General features: G+C 65.3%; 16 protein-coding genes. 2 read left to right on the top strand and 14 right to left on the bottom strand.

Going from position 1 to position 20,131, the window contains the following annotated elements; genetic code table 11:
- The 3 genes from UW3_RS29905 to UW3_RS0123245 all read right to left on the bottom strand — a co-directional run.
- Nucleotides 1-183 (bottom strand): hypothetical protein (locus tag UW3_RS29905; RefSeq protein WP_010226103.1); only part of this gene is annotated, 183 nt, incomplete at its 3' end.
- On the bottom strand, nt 180-1,499 hold the full coding sequence (locus UW3_RS0123250; protein ID WP_010226102.1) for an efflux RND transporter periplasmic adaptor subunit: 1,320 nt from the start codon (nt 1,497-1,499) through the stop codon (nt 180-182). The genes UW3_RS0123250 and UW3_RS29905, both read right to left, overlap by 4 nt.
- A complete protein-coding gene (locus UW3_RS0123245) occupies nt 1,496-2,236 on the bottom strand; it encodes an efflux RND transporter periplasmic adaptor subunit (protein ID WP_414867812.1) in 741 nt (246 codons plus the stop codon). Before UW3_RS0123245 ends, UW3_RS0123250 begins: the two co-directional genes overlap by 4 nt.
- Before the next feature lie 255 nt (nt 2,237-2,491).
- Here UW3_RS0123245 and UW3_RS0123240 point away from each other — a divergent pair, with 255 nt between their 5' ends.
- Nucleotides 2,492-4,258 (top strand): GMC oxidoreductase, encoded by a 1,767-nt coding sequence (locus UW3_RS0123240; RefSeq protein WP_010226100.1) that lies wholly within the window; start codon nt 2,492-2,494, stop codon nt 4,256-4,258.
- A 61-nt stretch (nt 4,259-4,319) separates the two neighbouring features.
- Here UW3_RS0123240 and UW3_RS0123235 read toward each other — a convergent pair whose 3' ends face one another.
- The 7 genes from UW3_RS0123235 to UW3_RS0123205 all read right to left on the bottom strand — a co-directional run bounded on the left by UW3_RS0123235 (nt 4,320) and on the right by UW3_RS0123205 (nt 15,330).
- Nucleotides 4,320-5,966: a fatty acid--CoA ligase gene (locus UW3_RS0123235; RefSeq protein ID WP_010226099.1), complete on the bottom strand. Its 1,647-nt coding sequence runs from the start codon at nt 5,964-5,966 to the stop codon at nt 4,320-4,322.
- 11 nt (nt 5,967-5,977) lie between these two features.
- Nucleotides 5,978-7,750, bottom strand: a complete 1,773-nt coding sequence (locus tag UW3_RS0123230) for an acyl-CoA dehydrogenase C-terminal domain-containing protein (protein ID WP_010226098.1) — start codon at nt 7,748-7,750, stop codon at nt 5,978-5,980.
- The gene (locus UW3_RS0123225) at nt 7,743-10,217 is read right to left on the bottom strand and encodes an efflux RND transporter permease subunit (protein WP_010226096.1); all 2,475 of its coding nucleotides are present in this window, start codon (nt 10,215-10,217) and stop codon (nt 7,743-7,745) included. Before UW3_RS0123225 ends, UW3_RS0123230 begins: the two co-directional genes overlap by 8 nt.
- Nucleotides 10,218-10,232: 15 nt before the next feature.
- Nucleotides 10,233-11,309: a WD40/YVTN/BNR-like repeat-containing protein gene (locus UW3_RS0123220; protein WP_010226094.1), complete on the bottom strand. Its 1,077-nt coding sequence runs from the start codon at nt 11,307-11,309 to the stop codon at nt 10,233-10,235.
- Between the two features lie 32 nt (nt 11,310-11,341).
- Entirely contained in the window at nt 11,342-12,700 is a 1,359-nt protein-coding gene (locus UW3_RS0123215) for a DUF1329 domain-containing protein (protein ID WP_010226092.1), read from the bottom strand.
- 21 nt (nt 12,701-12,721) lie between these two features.
- The gene (locus UW3_RS0123210; protein ID WP_010226090.1) at nt 12,722-14,677 is read right to left on the bottom strand and encodes a DUF1302 domain-containing protein; all 1,956 of its coding nucleotides are present in this window, start codon (nt 14,675-14,677) and stop codon (nt 12,722-12,724) included.
- Nucleotides 14,678-14,763: 86 nt separating this feature from the next.
- Nucleotides 14,764-15,330, bottom strand: a complete 567-nt coding sequence (locus tag UW3_RS0123205) for an RBBP9/YdeN family alpha/beta hydrolase (protein WP_026001482.1) — start codon at nt 15,328-15,330, stop codon at nt 14,764-14,766.
- A 276-nt stretch (nt 15,331-15,606) separates the two neighbouring features.
- Here UW3_RS0123205 and UW3_RS0123200 point away from each other — a divergent pair, with 276 nt between their 5' ends.
- Nucleotides 15,607-16,623, top strand: a complete 1,017-nt coding sequence (locus tag UW3_RS0123200) for an AraC family transcriptional regulator (protein WP_010226087.1) — start codon at nt 15,607-15,609, stop codon at nt 16,621-16,623.
- A gap of 199 nt (nt 16,624-16,822) precedes the next feature.
- Here UW3_RS0123200 and UW3_RS0123195 read toward each other — a convergent pair whose 3' ends face one another.
- From UW3_RS0123195 to UW3_RS0123180, 4 genes are read right to left on the bottom strand one after another with little or no spacing between them, the layout of a single operon-like run.
- The gene (locus UW3_RS0123195) at nt 16,823-17,833 is read right to left on the bottom strand and encodes a YeiH family protein (protein ID WP_010226085.1); all 1,011 of its coding nucleotides are present in this window, start codon (nt 17,831-17,833) and stop codon (nt 16,823-16,825) included.
- Entirely contained in the window at nt 17,830-18,156 is a 327-nt protein-coding gene (locus UW3_RS0123190) for a Rieske (2Fe-2S) protein (protein WP_010226083.1), read from the bottom strand. Before UW3_RS0123190 ends, UW3_RS0123195 begins: the two co-directional genes overlap by 4 nt.
- Entirely contained in the window at nt 18,153-18,806 is a 654-nt protein-coding gene (locus tag UW3_RS0123185; protein WP_010226081.1) for a DsbA family oxidoreductase, read from the bottom strand. The genes UW3_RS0123190 and UW3_RS0123185 overlap by 4 nt, the downstream gene beginning before the upstream one ends.
- Entirely contained in the window at nt 18,803-20,119 is a 1,317-nt protein-coding gene (locus UW3_RS0123180) for an MFS transporter (RefSeq protein ID WP_010226079.1), read from the bottom strand. The genes UW3_RS0123185 and UW3_RS0123180 overlap by 4 nt, the downstream gene beginning before the upstream one ends.
- Nucleotides 20,120-20,131 lie beyond the last annotated feature (12 nt).

Raw genomic sequence — 20,131 nt, 5'->3', positions numbered from 1 at the left:
GGCGGCTGCCAGCACCCGCCGCGGGTCGCCCAGGGCCCAGTGCCGCAACAGGCGCATGGCCGGTGCGCCGAGCTTGAAGTAGCGCCCGCGCAACGGGTCGGCCAAGGTCCACTGCGGCGCCCCGTCCAGCCCCGGCGCACTGGCCGAGAGCTGCAGGTCCTGGCGCAGGGCGGGCAGGCTCAAACACCCACCGCCTGACGCAGCGCCGCCAACGGCCGGCGCAACAGGTACAAGGCCAGCGGGGCGCGCTGGCCGAAGAGTTTGGCCGTGCCGCGCAAGCCGATACGCGGAGGCGCATCGCTGAAGCTTGCGTCCAGCCGATATGCCAACTGCCCGGCCGGCGTGCTCTGGGCCTGATAAGCGGCTCGTTGCAGGTGTGCACTATGGCGGTGTAACGGGTCGCTATCGAGAAACAGGGCTACCTCGGCGCCCGGCTCCAGGCTGATGGCATCGGCCACGGGCAGTTCGATTCGTAACTCGGCCTGGGTCGGGTCGGCGATGTCCAGCAGGCGCTCGCCGGTTTGTACCGGCTTGCCGGTCCAGCGCTGGGCATCGGCGAATACCGCAATGCCAGCCCGCTCGGCACGCACCTCGGTGCGCGCCAGCAGGTCGCGGGCATAGTCGCGTTCCGCACGTTTTTGCTCGACCCGCGCCGCCAGCAGGTCAAGCCGGGCACCGGATTCGGCATCGGAGAAGGCCCGCTGGGTATTGGCCTTGAGTTCGGCCTCGGCCACGCCAAGGGTGCGCTCGGCCACATCGGCTTGCGCCTTGAGGCTGGTGGCATCAAAGCGTAGCAACAACTGGCCGACGGCCACTCGCTGGTTGGGTTTGACCAGGAACTCGGCGATCACCCCGTCCAGTGGCGCCGCCACCACCTGCGCGTTGCGCGGGACCACCTCGGCCGGGGCCAGTACCGACTGGCGCACCGGCACCAACAGCAACAGCAGGACGATGCAGGCGAACGCCCAGCGAGTACGTAGCGGCCAGCGCAATCGCCACGGTTTGCCAGGTTGCAAGGCTTGCCAGGCATGGCTGTAGCAATCACCCAGCTGCACCAGCAGGGCTTGTTCGGCCTCGCTCCAGGGCGTGTCGCGGGCCAGCCAGAGGCCACCGAACACCTCGCCTTGACGGTCCTTGAGCGGTAGCCAGAACGCTTCGGCCGCCGACAGTGCCTGCCAGTCCTCGCGGCTGGCCGCATCCAGCGCCTGCGCGAGCACCGGAGCAGCCACGGCCAGCTGCTTGGCGTTCTCCAGGCAGCCGACCGCCCGCTCGATGAACGCCACGAACGGCGCATTGGGCTCGATCACACTAATGCCGGTAAGCGCCCGGACCTTGTTGGCGATCAGCAGCACGGCATGGCGGTAGCCGAACAGCGCCTGGCCATCGTTGACCATGGCGAACGCCAGGGCCTCGACGGTGGTAGCAGCCCGGGCCTGGCGCTCCAGGCCCAGGTAATGGGCCAGTAATTGCTCGAGCACACCCGGGGCCGGGGCGTTCATGGCTGCTCGGCGAAATGCGCGGTACCGCTCATTCCCGCCAGCAGCCCCGGGCTGTTGGCCGGCAGTGTGCCGATCAACAACAGGGTCTGGCTGCCTTCGTCAATACGCGCGCCAAGGCGCTTGACCGAGGCCTCCAGGGGTTTGCCGGTTTCGTCGGGGGTAAAGCTGAACCTCTGCTCCGGCTTGAGCCGCCCCAGCCAGCGCGAGGGCACCAACAGGTGGATTTCCAGGGAGCGATTGTCGACGATTTCCAGCAGTGGCGCGCCGCTGGCGACACTTTCGTGAGCCTGGACCTTGCGTGCCACCACCTGGCCATCGAACGGTGCCTTGACCTGGCAACGCTGAACGTGCACCTGGTACACCTGCGCTTCAGCCTGGGCCTGGGCCTGACGGGCCTCGGCCAGGGTGACCTCGAAACGCCCGACGGAATTGAGCGCAGCCAGCTGCTGCTTGTTGCGCAGCTCTTCACGGGCGGCACGTACCGCTGCGTTGGCCGCGCTCTGTTGCGCCTGGTAGGCGCTGCAGTCGAAGCGCACCAGCACATCGCCCTTGGTGAACGACTGGCCTTCGGCATAGGGTATTTCCACCACCCGCCCGGCCAGTTCACTGGCCAACAACGCCTGGGAGCGCGCCCGCAACACGCCACGGACCTCACTGGCGGTGGAGGTAGCACCTTCGAGCAACGGGTCAGGGTCCGTCGCGGCCTGAGCCCATCCGCTGGCCATCACCAGCACCATCCACCACGCTGATCGCTTCATGTTGCTGCATCCTTGCGGTTATGGCCGGATGCTATCAATCTTTTCGGCCATCCGGAAGTCGGATGCCGGTCCATCCGGCTGGACTGCATGACCCTTCCCACCCCGACCAAGTGATCTTGAAATGCCACTTTGCTCTGCTAGCGTTAGCAGCGCACCAGCGCATCCCCGCGTTCGCGGGCTGCAACCGCGGTACAAGGACGATAGACCCTCTGCCAACAATGATTGGAGGCAACAATGAGCGCAGTCACCAGTTCGACCAATTTCGGTCATGGCTACCCCACCCCCGGCCCACAAACACCCAACGCACAGAAGGTGCTGGACCATGTGTTCTTTCTCTCCGAGTCAGCCTGGAAACAGGTCCGCGAAGAGGAGCATTTCGACTTCATCATTATCGGTACCGGCTTCTGCTCCCTGGCCTTCGCCGAGCGGATCCTGAGCAGCAACCCCAAGGCGCGGATCCTGATGGTCGAACGCGGGCCGTTCTTCCTCCCCGAGCACTTCCAGAACCTGCCGATCCCCTACCAGAAAACCCTCGGTGGCTTTTCCGAAACCTTCCCCTGGACCCTCTCGGCCCGCACCGCCAGCCAGCCACCGGGCAACATCGGCTGGCAGCACGGCATGGTGCCGTTCTTTGGCGGGCGCAGCATCATGTGGAGCGCCTGGTGCCCACGGCCGACCAAAGATGAAATGGCCTTCTGGCCCGAGCAGACCATCGCTGCCGCCGAGGCCCGCTTCGAGTCGGCCGAGAAGCTGCTCAACGTGATCCCGGCCGACAAGATCGACACCCAGCTCGACCCGCAAGTGCGCGCCCATGTTACCGAGCAGCGCCCGGTCTACGGCACCCTGCAGCTTGAGCTGCAGAAAATGCTCGAGCACAACATCGGCAAGATCGACTCGGCCACACGCTGGCTACCGGCGCCACTCGCCGCCGCTGCCGACCGTGCTGGCGGCGTTGACTTCGCCAAGTTTTCGACCCCTGCCTCGATCATGGAACTGGCTGGCAAACAGGCCGACCTGGCCGCCGCCGGCAGCGGCAGCCCGCTGCGCATCATTACCGAGTGCATTGTCGAACGTATCCACCAGCAGGATGGCGTGGCCACTGCGCTGCAAACCTCGCGCGGGGTGGTCAACATCGGCAATGCCAAGCTGATCCTGGCCATGGGCACCCTGCCGCCGGCGACCTTGCTGATGAACTCGTTCCCGCAGGTCAAGCGTGCCGGCGATCGCTTCACCGCGCACTTCATCACCTCGGTGGTGGCGCGGGTGCCGCGCAAGGACTACCCGTTCGCCGCCAAGCTGGCCGAGCTGGAACTGGCGGCGATCTACCTGGCCGGCAAGAACCGGGACAACGGCATGCAGTACCACGTGCAGCTGTCGGTGCTGTCTGACCGCGAGCCTGCAAAGAACGCGCAGAAAGCCGCGCGCTACATGCCTGACGTGGTGGCCACCGCATCCATGGCGCAACTGGAATCGTCGAAGGATTACCTGGTGTTCGTTTGCGCCGTGCTCGGCGAGATCGACTTCCGCAACCCGGAAAACCACTTCCACCTCAACGGCCAGGCCGACCCGACCACCAACGTCAACCTGCAGGTGCTGGCCAGCGAAACCGACCGGCAAACCTGGGACACCATGGATCAAGGGACCTTCCAGATGATGGAACGGGTGTTTGCCCCCGAGGGCAAGGTCGAATACTGGCATGGCGACCCGAACCTGGGCCATTGGACCAGCGAGCGGCCAAGCATTCCCGAGCGCCGGGTGGCCGGGCTGGTGCATGAAGGCTCGACGCTGTGGATTGGCGACAAGGACGAAGGCGTCGTTGGCCTGGATTACCGTCCCCATGGTGTGGAAAACGTCTACGTCACCGGCGGCGCGCTGTGGCCGGCCAGTGGTTCGTGGAACCCGACCATGACCATGGTGGCCCTGGCCCAGGACCTGGCTGACCAGCAACTGCACTGCATCAATGCCGTCCAGCCGCTAACCTCGGACCTGACCGAAGTCTGACCGAAGCCTGATCTGTAGGAGCTGACAACTCCTACAGAGCCTTCCCCCTCAACGCCGTCTTTCAGACGCTGCCGTGGCGTTCGCGAATCAGCTTCTTGTTGATCTTGCCGACGCTGGTTTTCGGAATCTCACTGACAAAGCGCACCAGCCGCGGGATCGCCCATTTATTCAGGTGGCCACTGTCGACAAACGGCTGCAGGTGGCGGGCCAGCGCTGGCTGGTCCAGCTCGACGCCGGCAACGCAGACCACCAGGGCCAGCGGCTGTTCGCCCCATTGCGCATCGGCCACCGCCACCACCGCCACCGACTCGACACCGCTGTGCTGGCTGATCAGGCTCTCCAGCGCCACCGAGCTGATCCACTCGCCGCCAGTCTTGATCACGTCCTTGATCCGATCGCGAATCTGCACCACGCCGTGTTCATTGATGCAGGCCATGTCACCGGTGTGCAGCCAGCCGCCGGCCCAGAGCGCGGCGCCCTGCTCCGGCTCTTTCAGGTAGCCCTGGGTCAGCCACGGCGCGCGGACGACGATTTCCCCGAGGCTTTCGCCGTCATGGGCCAGCGCCTCGCCGTGTTCGTCGACGATGCGCAGGTCCACCAGCGGGATCGGCACCCCGGCATTGATGCGTAGCGGCAGTTGCTCGTGCATCGGCAGCGCCAGGTCCGCAGCGCTGAGGCGGGTGACGCTGAGCAACGGGCAGCTCTCCGACATGCCGTAACCGCAGTGCACGCGAATGCCCCGGGCGCTGGCCCGCGCCGCCAGGCCCTGGGTCAGGGCACTGCCACCGAGCAGCATCTTCCAGCCGCTAAGGTCGGTGCGCTGGCCCTCTTCGCAGTCGAGCATCATCTGCAGCAGGGTCGGTACGCAGTGGGAGAAGCTCACCTGCTCTTCACGCATCAAGCGCACCAACTGGTTGGGCTCGTAGCGGCCGGGGTAAACCTGTTTGATCCCCAGTGCCGTGGCCACGTAAGGCACGCCCCAGGCATGCACATGGAACATCGGTGTAATGGGCATGTACACATCACCCGAGCGCAGCAGTGCCTCGCCTCCGCTGGCGGCGAAGGTGCCCAGTTCATTGAGGGTGTGCAGCACCAGTTGCCGATGGGTGAAGTACACGCCCTTGGGGTTGCCGGTGGTGCCGGTGGTGTAGAACAGCGTGGCGACGGAGTTTTCGTCGAAATCGGCGAAGTCGAACGAGGTCTCGGCGCTGGCCAGCAGCGCTTCGTACTCACCCAGCAGCGGCAGATCCGTGTCGGCGCCAGGGCCATCGCTCAGGCCAATGTAGCCCTTCACCGTCGGCAACTGATCGCGCAACGGCGCAATCAGCGGCAGAAAGTCGTCATGCACCAGCACCAGGTGATCCTCGGCATGGTTCATGGTGTAGCGCACCTGCTCCGGTGACAGCCGGACGTTGACGGTATGCAGCACCGCGCCGAGCATCGGCACGGCAAAGAAGCACTCCAGCGCGCGGTGGCTGTCCCAGTCGAGCAAGGCCACGGTGTCGCCGGGTCTGACCCCGGCTTGGCTGAGCACATTGGCCAGGCGCTGGATGCGTTCGAGCAAGGTGCTGTAGCTGTAGCGCAGCTTGTCGGCATAGACGATTTCCTGGCCGGGCTGATAGCGCACCCCCGAGAGCAGCAGGCGCTTGATCAGCAACGGATAAGCATAGGCCCCGGGGGCCGGTTCGATGATGCGGGTGGTGGTCATGTGCGCCTCGTTCACAGTTGTTCGGCCTTAAGCAGGTACAGGCTCTGGCTGCCGGCCTTGACGCTGGCACTGAGCGAGCGGATGCGCGGCAGCAAGCGGGCGAAATAGAAGCGGGCAGTGCCCACCTTGCTCTGGTAGAACGCGCTGTCCTGCGCCAGGGCGACGTCCGCCATCTGCGCCCATAAATAGGCATACAGCGTGTAGCCGAACACCTGCAGGTACTCCACCGCCGCCGCGCCAATTTCCCTCGGGTTGCCCTGGGCGCGATCGAGCACCCAGGCGGTCAGGTCATCGAGGTTGGCCACGGCCAGTTGCAACGGCGCCTTGAACTCGCCACGTGACGGCGCCAGACCCTCGGCGAAGGCGTTGATCTCCTGCGCCAGCGCCGCGTAGGTGCGGCCACCGTCGGCGACCAGCTTGCGCCCGAGCAGGTCCAGGGCCTGGATACCATTGGTGCCCTCGTAGATCTGGGTGATGCGACAATCACGAATCAGTTGTTCCTGGCCCCATTCGCGGATGTAACCGTGGCCGCCGAACACCTGCTGGCCGTGCACGGTGGTCTCCAGGCCCATGTCGGTGAGAAATGCCTTGGCCACCGGGGTCAGTAGTGCCACCCGCGCTTCGGCCCGGTTGCGTTCATGGGCGTCTTCGCTGTACTTGGCCAGGTCCAGTTGCAGTGCTACATAGGTGGAAAACGCTCGCCCGCCTTCATTCAGCGCTTTCATGGTCAGCAGCATGCGCCGAACATCCGGGTGCACGATGATCGGGTCGGCCGCCTGTTCAGGCGCCTGCGGCCCGGTAGATGCGCGGCTTTGCAGGCGTTCGCGGGCATAGGCAACGGCGTTCTGGTACGAGCGCTCGCCCAACGCCAGGCCCTGGATACCCACGCCCAGGCGCTCGTAGTTCATCATCGTGAACATGGCGTTGAGGCCTTTGTTGACCTCGCCCACCAGATAGCCGATAGCACCGTCGAAGTTCATCACGCAGGTGGCCGACGCCTTGATACCCATCTTGTGCTCGATGGAGCCGCAACTCACCGCGTTGGCCTGGCCCAGCGCACCGCCCTCCTCGACCAGCACCTTGGGTACCAGGAACAGCGAGATGCCCTTGGCGCCGGCCGGTGCATCCGGCAGCTTGGCAAGCACCAGGTGAATGATGTTCTCGGTCAGGTCCTGTTCGCCGCCGGTAATGAAAATCTTCGTGCCGCTGACCTTGTAACTGCCATCCGCCTGGGGCTCGGCGCGGCTGCGGATCAGCCCCAGGTCAGTGCCGGCATGGGGTTCGGTCAGGCACATCGACCCCGACCAGCGCCCTTCGTACATCGGCGGCAGGTAACGTGCCTTGAGCGCCTCGCTGGCGTGGTTGAGCAGTGACAGGCAGGCCCCTGCGGTCAGCATCGGGTACAGCGCGAACGACAGGTTGGCGGCGTTGAGCATCTCCTCGACCTGGGCGGCGATGACCTTGGGCATGCCCATGCCGCCATACTCGGTTGCCCCGGCCACGCCCACCCAGCCGTCGTCGGCGTAGTTGCGGTAGGCCTGGGCAAAACCGTCCGGGGTACTCACGCGGCCGTCTTGCCAGCGGCAACCCTGCTCGTCGCCACTGCGGTTGAGCGGCGCCACCTGCTGGGCGATGAGCTTGCCGGCCTGTTCCAGGATGGCCCGCGCGGTGTCGGCATCGACCTGCTCGGCCAGGGCCGGTATCCGCGCCCACTGGCCGGGGATGTCGAAGACTTCGTTGAAGAGGAAATCCATGTCGCGCAACGGCGGTAGGTAGTCAGACATGCGATGAACACTCGGCTGGTTGGGTGTTGAGGTGCAGCCCCTCGACATTGCCGGGGCTGGGTGAAGGCGCCCGCGCCTTGCTGACGGGCAACAGAAAATGCGACAACGCCGGAATCAGGATCAGCGCACCGAGCATGTTCCACAGGAACATGAAGGTCAGCAGGATGCCCATGTCGGCCTGGAACTTGATCGGCGACCAGGCCCAGCCCACCACCCCGGCGGCCAGGGTGATGCCGACCAGGCCCACCACCCGGCCGGTAAAGGCCACGGCATTCTTGTAGGCCTGGGCCAGCGACAGGCCCTGGCGCTGGTAGTGCAGCTGCACGCTGAGCAGGTACAGCGCGTAATCCACGCCAATGCCCACGCCCAGGGCGATCACCGGCAAGGTGGCGACCTTGACGCCAATGCCCATGGTCACCATCAGCGCCTCGCACAGCACCGAAGTGAGCATCAGCGGCAGCACCGCCACCAGCGTCGCGCGCCAGCTGCGGAAGGTGATCAGGCAGAACAACGTCACCGCCAGATACACCAGCAACAGCATGCTGCGGTTGGCCTCACGCACCACGATATTGGTCGCCGCCTCGATCCCGGCGCTGCCGGCGGCCAGCAGGAACTGGCGATCCTCGCCGCTGTTGGCCTGGGCAAAGCGCTCGGCAATCGCCACCACCTGATCCAGGGTGTCGGCCTTGTGATCCTTGAGGTAGGCAATCACCGGCATCAGCGAGCAGTCGTTGTTGAACAGCTCCGGGGCGTTCACCGAGGCTTGCTGGGCGGCGTAGTTGAGCACGTCCTGGTTGCGCTGAATGCTGCTCAGCTTGGGGTTGCCCTCGTAGGTGCCGGCGGTGATCTGCCGTACCGCATTGGTCAGCGACAGGGTGGTCTGCACCTGCGGGTGCTGTTGCAGTGCCCAGGCCAGGCGGTCGGCGAGTACCAGGGTCTGGTAGCGCAGGCAGCCTTCCGGCGCGGTCTTGATCATCACCGCGAAGGTGTCGCTGGACAGCGCGTAGTGGCCGGTGATGTAGGCGTTGTCGCGGTTGTAGCGCGAGTCGGCGTGCAGCTCCGGGGCGCCGCTGTCGAGGTCGCCGATTTTCAGTTGCAGGCTGAGCCAGAAGCCACCAGCGCCGAGTAGCACAGCCACCAGCACCGCAGCGGTGGCCCACTTGCGTTCGGTAAAGCGGTCGAGCAGGTCCCAGAGCTTGCCAAAGCCCCGGTGCTCGGCCGCGCGCACGTCGATGCGCAAGGCCCGTTCGGCCGCCTTGCGCCCGACGCCGACGTACGACAGCGCCACCGGCATCAACAGCAGCGAGGTGAAGATCAGCACCGCCACACCGATGCTGGCGGTCGTCGCCAGGTCCTGGATCACCGGGATATCGATCAGCATCAGCACGGCAAAGCCCACCGCATCGGCCAGCAAAGCGGTGACCCCGGCGACGAACAAACGCCGGAAGGTATAGCGCGCGGCGATCTGCCGGTGGGTGCCGCGGCCGATGTCCTGCATGATGCCGTTCATTTTCTGCGCGGCGTGGGAGACGCCAATGGCAAAGATCAGGAACGGCACCAGGATCGAATACGGGTCGATGGCATACCCCAGCCAGGCGACGATACCCAGCTGCCAGACCACCGCCGTCAACGAGCACAGCACCACCAGCAAGGTGCTGCGCACGCAGCGGGTGTAGAGGTAGATGATCAGCAGCGTGGTCAGCACCGCCAGGGCGAAGAACAGCATCACCTGCAGCAGCCCGTCGATCAGGTCGCCCATCAGCTTGGCGAAACCGATCACGTGCAGCTTATAGACGCCACCCGCTTCGTAGTGCGCGCGCAATTGCTCGAGCTTGACCGAGAACCCGTGGTAGTCGATGCCGGCGCCAGTCGCCGAGGCCTGGTCGAGCAGCGGCACGATGAGCATGCTTGATTTGAAGTCGCGGGCCACCAGGCTGCCGACGATGTTGGCCCGCTCGATGTTCTGGCGCAGTTGCTGGATGTCGGCGGCCGAGCCCTGGTAGGCGTCGGGCATCACCGGGCCGCCCTGAAAGCCCTCTTCAGTGACCTCGGTCCAGCGCACCGCCGGGCTCCACAGGGATTTCATCCAGGCGCGGTCGACGCCCTGACTGAGGAACAGTTCGTCGTTGATCTGGCGCAGGGTCTGCAGGTAGGCCGGGTCGACGATATCGCCGCGGGTATTTTCCACCACCACCCGCAGTGAATTGCCCAGGCCGCGCAACGACTGGCGATTGTCCAGGTAGTTCTGGATGTAGGGATGGCTCTGCGGGATCATCTTCTCGAAGCTGGGCCGTAGCTCCAGACGCGTCAGGGCCATGTAGCCCAGCACCAGGGTGACCAGCAGCATGCACAGCATGAACGGCAGCCGATGGTTGAACACCAGGCGTTCGAGACGATTGCCGGAGCGCGTATCGAAGTCGCCGAGGTTGCGGATCACCGGCAAGGTGTCTTGTTGGATGTCGGCCATCAGGGTTTTCTCTTGTTATGGCTGCTGCGGTTGTTCGAGGGCCAGGGTGCGAATGCCGCGCTCACCGACCAGCACCAGGTCGGCGGCGCTATCGAAGGCCACGCCGCTCACCGGGGCGCGTTCGCTCTGCGCCACGGCGCTGAAACGTGCGCCGTCGTTGCTGCTGACCAGCAGATCACCGGCCTGGCTCGCCAGCCAGAAGCGCCCGCTGGCGTCGAGGCTGGCGGCGGTGATGCTGGTATTCAGGCCGGTATTGACCGGCTGCCACCGGGCGCCGCCGTCGCTGCTACGCAGCACATGGCCGCGTAGCCCATAGGCCAGCAGCGTCCCGGGCTTGCCGATGACGCCGAAGTAGCTGCCGGCATACGGCGTGTGCAGACGCTGGAAGCGTTCGCCATCGGCGCTCAGTTTGAGCAGCAGGCCCTGCTCGCCGCTGATGTACAGCGCACCGTCGACACTGGCCAGGCCGGTCAGGTGCAGGCCTTGCGGGTTATCGCTGCGCTCAAGCCAGGGGGTCCAGTGCTGGCCGCCGTCAGCGGTGTGCAACACCAGGTTGAACACCCCGACCGCATAGCCATGCAGCGGGTCGCTGAACCAGACATCCAGCAACGGCTTGTCGGCACCCTCCGCGACCAGGCGCTCGCCCTCGCCCACCCAGGCGGCCCACTGATCGCCCCCTGTCTGCGCCCGTGCCTGGTAATAGGCCAGCGCCTGCGCACCGAGCTGTCGCCCGTCCAGCTGTTTTTCCCAACGCAAGCCACCGTCGCGGCTGTGCAGGATCACCCCGTCGTTGCCCACCGCCCAGCCAAGCTCAGGGGTCGGAAAACTCACGGCATTGAGGTCGGCGCTGACCGGCACCTGCGCTTGCTGCCAGTGGCTGCCAAGGTCATCCGAATACAGGATGTGCCCCCGTGGCCCCACGGCAACCAGGCGGGCGCCGGCGCGGGTGACATCGCGCAAGGCGCTGGACGCTGCCAGCGCGCTGGGCAGCGCCGGCAGGTCGAGTACGTCGACGTAAGCCTCGGCCTGGGCCGCGCCTTGCAGCGCGGCCCAGGCCAGCAGCATCACGCTGCAGCGTTTGAACACATTCATCCCTGATCCTCCACGGTGTGTGATCATCAGGCTCAGCGAATGCCGGCCCCGGCCAGGGATTCGGGCGACCACTGGGTCCGTGACAATGGCTCGATGTAGCGGATGCCACCGTAGGCACCGACCACGCCATTGAGGTTGTAGGTGCCGCCGATCAGGTCGTAGATCATGAACGGCGTGGCATCCGGGGTCTGTTTGTCGTAGCTCTGGCTAAGGAAGGCGAAGGAGCCACGGTACAGCTGGCCACGGGCGTCATACTGGTCCGAAGCAAGGGCGATCCAGCTGTCCTCGTCGAGGTAGAAGCGGCGCTTGTGATAGATATGCCGCGCGCCATCCTTGAGCTTGCCTTCCACCACCCAGACCCGGTGCTTTTCCCAGCGCACGAACTGCGGCGCCAGGTGATTGGCCGTGGTCAGCTGCTTGACGTCGGTGTTGTAGGTCAGCCGGTAGGTGTTGTACGGCACGTACATTTCCTGCTTGCCGACCAGGGTCCAGTCGTAGCGGTCCAGGGCGCCATTGAAGACGAACACGTCATCGTAAGTGCCCGAGCCCGAGGTGCCCGGGTTGGGCGTGTCGTAGGCCAGGTTCGGTGCCAGCTTGACCCGACGCTGCCCCGGCAGGTACTGCCAGGCGCTGCGTGGCTGCACCAGCGGGTTGGCGGCATCGCGCAGCATCATCGCCTCACCGGCGCGCCGGGCCGGCGCGGTGTAGGTGAGTTTCATCTGGTAGTAGGTGTCCTTGGCGCCGATCGGCTTGGCCATGTCTTCGTAGATCGGGTAGCTGATGTTGGCCTGGCCGGTGGTGCTCAAGGTCGCGTTGCCGGCGGCATCGACGTTCCACGAGTCGTACTTGGCGGTCATGCTCACGCCCTGGTAGCGCAACAGGAAGTTCCACATGGCCTCGGCGCCGCTCTGCGGGATCGGGAACGGAATACCCGGCAGCACGTTGTCGACCGCACTACCGCCCTCCTGGCTGCGGGCAGCCACGGCGTTCTTCAGGGTGTTGTCGAGCACCGGTTGCGGCAGCGCCACGCTGCGATGGGTAGGATAGACATCGACGCGAAAACTTGGGAAGCGCTTGAGCAGTTCCTGGGTGGTGGCGGTCAGTTGTCCCTTGTATTGGTCGGCATTCTTGCCATCGATGACCCGCAGCGGTTTTTCCTCGGCGAACGGGTCCGGGCGCATGCTCGCGCCGTTCTTGAACGCCGCCGGCGGGGTCAGCAGGCCGCCCTGGTAGGCGGGGATCGAACCGTCGGCGTTGGCGGCCTTTTCTGCGCCAATCGGCGTCAGGCTGGTGCCCAGGCGCGCGGCCTGTTCGGGGGAGACAGCGGCGTCAGCCGCGTTCAGGGCAGCCAGCGACAGGCACGTGGCCAACAGGGTGTGCACGTAGTTCATGTTGTTGTTTTCCTGTGTGACTCAAAAGGTGGTTTTCAGGGTCAGGTACAGCGCGCCACGGTCCTCGGTGGTGGCGGCGCCGCCAGAGAACGCGGCGTATCCGCCGCCGTAGCAGGTGTAGTCCTGTTCGCCGTCCAGGGCGTTGGGGGTGGTGCCGTCGGTCTGGCCGTTGTTGCAGGACTGGGTCTTGCCGAAGCCGTCGACGTACTTGAGGTCGACGAAATACTGGTTGTAGATCGCCGCGCTCAGGCCCACGGCGTAGTTGCCGGTGTTCTCGGCGCCACCGCCCTGTACCGGCGACACGCCGTCCAGGCCGAGGTTGATCGACAGCGGCATGCTCAGGTCCATGCCTGGAAACACCTGGTACCAGGTCGGCGTGAAGTTGACCGCGATGCCCCAGTTGTCGCGGGTCGGCTGGTCGATGCCGCGGTAGCTGCCCTTGCCCTTGTACAAGGCCTCGTTGTGGCTATCGAGCTTGAGCAGGTTGCTGTAGAACAGCTCGCCGAGCAGGGTCGCCGAGTCGAACAACGGCGTGTCGCCAAGGGTCATTAGGCCGTTGAGGGTCCAGTGCAGGGTGTCGCCGGTGGCACTCATGCTGTCGCCGTCCGACGGCACCTCATAAATCACGCCGCTGCTTGGCAAGCGCGCAGGCAAGAGCCCGAAACCGCCGCCCAGGCCGGCCGGCCCCGGTGCGCTGAGGATCGCCGGAATACTCGCCAGGGGCATGTTGTGGCGAATGTTCAGGTCGCTGCCGACGCTGATACCGCCGACATCCTTGGACAGGCTCAAGCCGTAAATGTCGATGTTGTCGGCATAGGCGAACTGGTAGGTGGCGCTTTGCAGCGAGTTGTAGAGGTTGCCCACCGCGCCCTGGGCGCTGCCCGGCGGGTTGCCGAACGGGCCGTTGGCGACGGTCAGGCCACGGGCGTCGAGCCAGGCCTGGGGCAGAATCTCCGAGCTCTTGCGGTAATAGATACCCAGGGTGCCGCCGAGCCATTCGGGCGACCACTTGGCCATGACGCCCCAGTCGCCGCGCTTACCCGGGGTCAGGTCGTGGCCACGGCGGATGCTGGTCAGCGCGCCACGTACCGGAATCAGCCCGGGGGTGCCGGTATGGCCGAGCAACAAGCTCTGTGCGCCCTCGCCCACCAGGTCCGAACCACCGTAATAGGTGCCGGCTTCCGGCAGCCGCGCGGCATCCCAGTCGAAGAAATACTGCGCGCCAACGGTGAGCTCGGGGTTGAGCAGAAACGCCGCCGAGAGTTGATTGCGCGGCACGAACAGTTCCTTGGCTTCGGTGCCGGGTGACGCGGCCAGCTTGGCCAGGTCCAGGCCCGACTGCCCATAGCTCAGCGAATGCACCGGGTTGAGCAGGGTTTCGCCCCAGAACAGGTTGTGCTGGCCGAGCTTGGCGCTGATCTCGGATGAGTCGCCCACTTCACGGCGCATGAACACAAAGGCATCGAGCACTTCCCCGGACGGGCCGCTGTAGTAACGCTGGGCGTAGTTGCTCAGGTGCGGGCTGCCCAAGGGCACGCCGGTGCCGGGCAAGCCGTTGAGGCTGGGGTTGATGCCCGACTGGCCACCGTTGCCGTTGACGAACGGGTTGGAGTTGGAGCCGGTGTTGTCATAGGCCTTGTCGTACCAACTGGCGGCGCTGACACGAAAGCCCATGTTGCCCTGGTAGATCACGTCCAGTTCGGTGAGCAGGTCCACGCGGTTGGTGACGGTGGTTCCGGCCTTGCGGAAGTTGTAGTCGCCGTCGTTGTTGTTGGGGGTTGCCAACAGACGCTTGTCGGCGCTTTCGGTGCGCACGCCGTAGTTGTACTTGACCGTGTTATCCAGGCGCACGGCCCAGTCTTCACTGCCGGTATCGACTTCAAAGGCCTGGGCGCCGGGCAGTGCCAGCAGGCCGATGGCGCAGGCCAGCAGGCAGCGCTGTGGTTTCACAGCACGGTGAATGCGAGGGTTTGGCATCGCGATGACTCCACTTATTGTTATTGTTTTTTTTCGCCGCCCGTCGTTTGCGGGCTTGGCTCAAGCGTCCGTGCGCTACTGCAGGATTAGCGATCCAGGGCCTGGATCAGGGTTTCGGCCTGGGGCCAGGGGCCGTAGCCGGCTGCCGGGTTGAGGTGGCCGACGGCGCCAAGTTCGAGCAACTGGCTGCCCCAGCCGCGCGCCATGTTGCTGACCGCCTCAAGGCTGGCCAGATGATCATTGCTACTGGCGGCGACGATGCTTGGGAACGGCAGCGGCGTGATCGGCAGCGGGCTCCAGCCGTTGGCGCGCAAGCTGTCCGCGCTTGGGTAGGCGGCGGGCCACGCCGCCTCAAGGTCCGGCGGCGCCGCCAGCAGTGCGCCCTTGATCGGCCGCTGATAGCGCGCCGCCCAATGGGCCACCATCAGCACGCCGGCGCTGTGCGCTACCAGCACTACCTCGCCGTCGATCTGCTCCAGCGCCTGCTCGATGGCCTCGACCCGGGCATTGCAGTCCAGGCCGTTGCGCTGCAGCGGTGGCACCGTATGGACCTTGGCCAGGCGCGCCGCCAGCAAGGTCTGCCAATGCTCGGCGACATGCTCGCGCAGGCCGGGGACGATCAGGACAGTAGCGGTGGTATGCAGTTTTTCCACGTCGGCACCTATGCTCAAGACAGTGCGCTCGCAGGTCACCTGGAGCGTTTGCACAGTCACAGTAATCAGCCCTCCCCCGAGGCGCTTTACATTGCGCGTCAGCGACTTTTCATTTGATGACAGGGTTTCTGGCTTACCACCGAGCGGCCCGTGATCAGGGACGTTGCGCTGATTTCACTCGCCGAAAACGGCTTCTCATTTGACGACACCCGCGCTATAACGAACCACCCGCCACAGAAGCGGAACGCCAGATGAGAACGCGTGGAAAACAATAAAATGACCGCCCTCGTACGTGCTGCAAGCCTGACCAACTACCTTGAGGTGTCCCGTCACTTGGGGCTCAACCCTCATGCCCTGTTGGCCCACGTCGGCCTGAGCGCCGCCCTGCTCGACGATCCCAACCAACGTATTGCGGTCTCCAGCGTGGTGACCCTGCTGGAGGAGTCGGCGCGGGTCAGCGGCTGCGAAACCTTCGGCTTGCGCATGGCCGAATTGCGCCAGTTGTCGGATTTCGGCGAAATCAGCCTGCTGCTCAGCCACCAGCGCACCCTGCGCGATGCCCTGCAGGTCATCGTGCAGTACCGCCATCTGCTCAACGACGCCTTGGCCATCCATATCGAAGAGGCCGGCAAGACCGTGATCATTCGTGAAGAGGTGGTCACCGACCTGCCCCAGCGCGGCCGTCAGGCGACGGAACTGGCCATTGGCGTAATGCTGCGCTTGTGCGCCGCCCTGCTGGGTGCCCACTGGCATCCGATCAGCGCCAACTTCACCCATGCCGCGCCCGCGGACCTGGCGATTCATCGACGGATCTTTGGCTGCACGCTGGTGTTTGGCAGCGAATTCAATGGCATCGTCTGCCCGGCCGCCGACCTCGACACGGCCAATCCGTTGGCCAACGAAGCCATGGCGCGCCTGGCGCAGCGCTACCTGGATACCCTGCAGGCCGGTGGCAAGCTGTCGCTGGAGCTGGAAATGCGCAAGACCATCGACCTGCTGCTGCCCATGGGCCGGGCGACCATCGAGCAGGTAGCGCAAACCCAGGGCATGAACGTGCGCACCTTGCAGCGGCGCCTGGAGGAATGCGGGGTAACCTTCAGCGACCTGGTCAACGGCGTGCGCCGTGACCTGGTGATCCGCTACCTGGAAAACCCCAGCTATTCGCTGGGGCGGATTGCCGACATGCTCGGCTACTCGATGCCCAGTTCATTTACCCGCTGGTTCATCGCCCAGTTCGGCATGCCCCCGGCCAGTTGGCGGGCGCAGCATGATCGCCGGCACAGTCAGCACTGACCGGACTACGACCGCTGCGCGCTCGATCGCGGGTCTAGCCCGCTCCTGCAGGTTCGGCGTACACAGATACATTGTGGGAGCTGGCTTGCCAGCGATGAGGCCAGTTCAGCCGGCACATCAGGCGCTGCCTGGACTACCATCGCTGGCAAGCCAGCTCCCACAGGTTCGCGGAGCATGCAGAACGGTTGTGGGCAACCGTCTACAACCCCCAGTGCATCAACGCCAGCACCAGCAACACCAGAAACACCGTCTCCCCGACCATCAGCGCAATCGGCTTGAGGCCCACCGCCGCCAGCTCCTTGAGCTGAGTCTTCATGCCCAGGGCACTGATCGCCACCACCAGGCACCAGCGCGACAGGTCATTGACCCCGCCCTGCACGGCCGCCGACACCCAGCCGGTACTGTTGATGCAGGCCAGCAACACGAAACCGACGGCAAACCACGGTAACAATGGCGGTCGCTGCCCACTGGCATCGCCGCCGGCGCGGCGGGTGATCATCGCCGCACAGACAATCACCGGCAGCAACATGCCCACGCGCATCAGCTTGACCACGGTGGCCACATCCCCGGTCTCGGTAGACATGCTGTACCCCGCGCCCACCACCTGCGCCACATCATGAATGGTCGCGCCGAGAAACACCCCGGCCTGCTGCGGCGACAACTGCAGCCAGCCGGCAATCATCGGGTAGACGATCATCGCCAGGGTCGACAGTGCTGACACGCCGATCACGGTAAACAAGGTGGCGCGCTCTTTCTGCGGATGCTGGGGCAAGGCCGCGGCCAGGGCCAGGGCCGCCGATGCACCGCAGATCGCCGTGGCACCGCCGGTAAGCATGCCGAACAAGCGCTGAAAGCCCAGGGCACGGGCGGCCACTACTGAAACCAGGATGGTCACCACCACCAAGATCACCACCAGCGCCACCGGTTTCCAGCCCAGGCTGGCGATCTGGCTCAGGGTAATGCGCATGCCCAGCAGCGCCACCCCCAGGCGCAACACCGTGCGCGCGGTAAATTCAATCCCGGCCTTGCAACGGCCATCGGCCGCAAGAAAGTTCAGGGCCATGCCCAGCAACAAGGCAAACAGCATCACCGGGGCATCATAGTGCTCACTGAGAAAGCTGGCCGCCGCCGCGGCGATCAGGCTGACGATAAAGCCCGGCGCCAGTTCCCGGGCTCGAAGATTGACGGCGGTAATTGCGATCACGCTCATTGGCCCGGTTCCTTGCACGCTAAAACGATGAACAGTTGCTCGCCCTGGCGCTCGACCGGGTAGCTGGCAACCTTGAGTTGATTGGAGTTGAGCAAGTAGCCGCTGGCCAGATCAAAGCGCAGGCCATGGGCGCAGCACTGGATCACCCGCCCGTCCAGGCGCCCGCCGCACAGCGAGGCGCCCTGGTGCGGGCAACTGTCGTCGATGGCGTAAAAGGTGTCAGCGACGTTGAACAGCGCCACGCTCCTGCCTTGCCATTCGAGCAGCACCCGCCCGCCACGCGCCGGCACTTTGTCGGCCGGTACCGGATAGCGCAGGCTCATGCCGGGGCCGCCTCTTCCAGGGCGTCGCCCATGGCCTGCAGCAGCACCGCGACCGGCTGCGCGCCCGACACCCGCAGGCGCTGATTGAAACGGAAACACGGCACGCCATCGGCGGCGCGGTCATTGGCGCCAATGAACGGGCTGGCATCGCCGCGCAGGCAATCGGCAACCTGGGCCGGCTCCAGGCCACAGGCGCGGGCGATGTGCAGCAAGGTAATCGGATCGCCCAGGTCCTTGCCCTGCTGAAAGTAGGCGGCAAACAGCCTGGCCAGCAGGGCTTGGGCCTGTTCCGGCGAGCCCAGCGCCACGGCGCGCTGCAGCAAGCGGTGGGCGTCGGCGGTATTGGGCATGCGACTGATACGGGAAAAATCGATATCCACCCCTGCCGCCTCGGCGGCGGCGCGCACCTGCGCCTGGCGCAGGCGTACTGCCTCATCACTGCCCAGGCGCTTGCGGTAGAACGCCTCGAACGGCTGGCCGGTCCTGGCCATCTGCGGCAGCAGTTGCACCCCGCGCCAGTGCAGACTCACCTCAACTTCCGGCTGCTCGCGCCGCAACTGCTCAAGGGCCCGTTGCAGATGAGCCTGGCCGATCAGGCACCAGGGGCAGATAAAGTCGAAGAACACTTCGATCGACAGCACGTGCTTCACGGTTTCAACTCCCGGGCCGCACCAGGCTCAACCGCGTGCGGGTTGTCCAGGCGGGCCATGTCATGGTGGTAATGCCGCTTGGCGATGAAGAACACCGCCGCGGCGCCGATGCTGATCAACGGCACCAGCTGGAAGGCGCCATGCAGGCCGATCAGGTCGGACACCCGGCCGGTGATCAGCGGCCCGGTCGCCAGGCCAAGCAGGTTGTTGGCCAGGGTCAGGGTGGCGAACGCCGTGCCGTGCACCGAGTAATGAGTCAGGTTGGCGACCATGGCGCTGGACGGCCCGTTGGTGCCGGCGGCAACCATCATCCCCAGGCAGATCAGCACCAGTTGCGCGGTGCCCGACGGCAGCGCGAAGGCCAGCGACAGCAACAGGCAACTGCCCAGGCAATAGCCGATGGCCAGGCTGATCTTGCGGTCCGGACGCTGGCGGCCCAGGCGGTCGCAAAGCATGGCGCAGAGGATCATGCCGATGCCGCTGCACAGCACGATGATGGCGGCCACCACCCCGGCCTGGTCGGTGCTCATGGCGTAGTAGCGGTTCAGGTAGCTGGGCATCCAGACGATCACCGTGCCGCCGACGAACAACTGCAAACCGCTGCCGACATAGGCGGCGATCACCGAACGGCTGCCGTACAGGGTATGCAGTGGCCGGCTGACCTTGTCGGCGGCAGCCTGCACACGCTGGGGAGCGATCTTTGCCTCCTTGACGATCAGCGGGTACAGCAATGCCAGCAACAGGCCGAACAAGGCCATGCCGGCAAACGCCCAGCGCCAGCCGAAGTGCTGGGCCATCAAGCCGCCCAGGGCCATGCCCAGCACCGAGCCGAACATGCCGCCGGCCATGAAGGCTCCGGCCAGGGTGGCGCGCATGTCACGGGGGAACACCGACACCACCACGGCGATGCCGACGCTGCCGTAGGCGGCCTCTCCGACGCCGACCAGAAAGCGTGCGGCAAACATTTGCGGGTAGTTGTCGGCCAGGGCGCAGCCGAGGGTTGCCAGGCTCCAGAGCACGGCCATCAGCACCAGGCTGCGGATCCGCCCGAAGCGGTCGGCCAGCAGCGACAAGGGGAAAGTCAGCAGCCCGACCATCAGCGCGACAATGCCGCTGAGCAGGCCCAACTGGCTGTCGCTCAGGGCCCATTCGGCCTTGAGCAGCGGGAATACGGCGTTGAGCACCTGCCGCGACATGTAGTCGGAAATCAGCAGGCCGAAGGTCAAGGCGAAGACAATCCAGGCATAACGCCGTGGAATGCCCCGTGAAGTGTCGGCGCCATCGTCTGTGGCATTGGCAAGATAGGCGGCCATGCTGCCTCCTGT

Source organism: Pseudomonas donghuensis (assembly GCF_000259195.1).
GTDB lineage: Bacteria > Pseudomonadota > Gammaproteobacteria > Pseudomonadales > Pseudomonadaceae > Aquipseudomonas > Aquipseudomonas donghuensis.
Note: the sequence above shows the minus strand (reverse complement) of the source record. Positions and strands in the feature narration are given on the sequence as shown.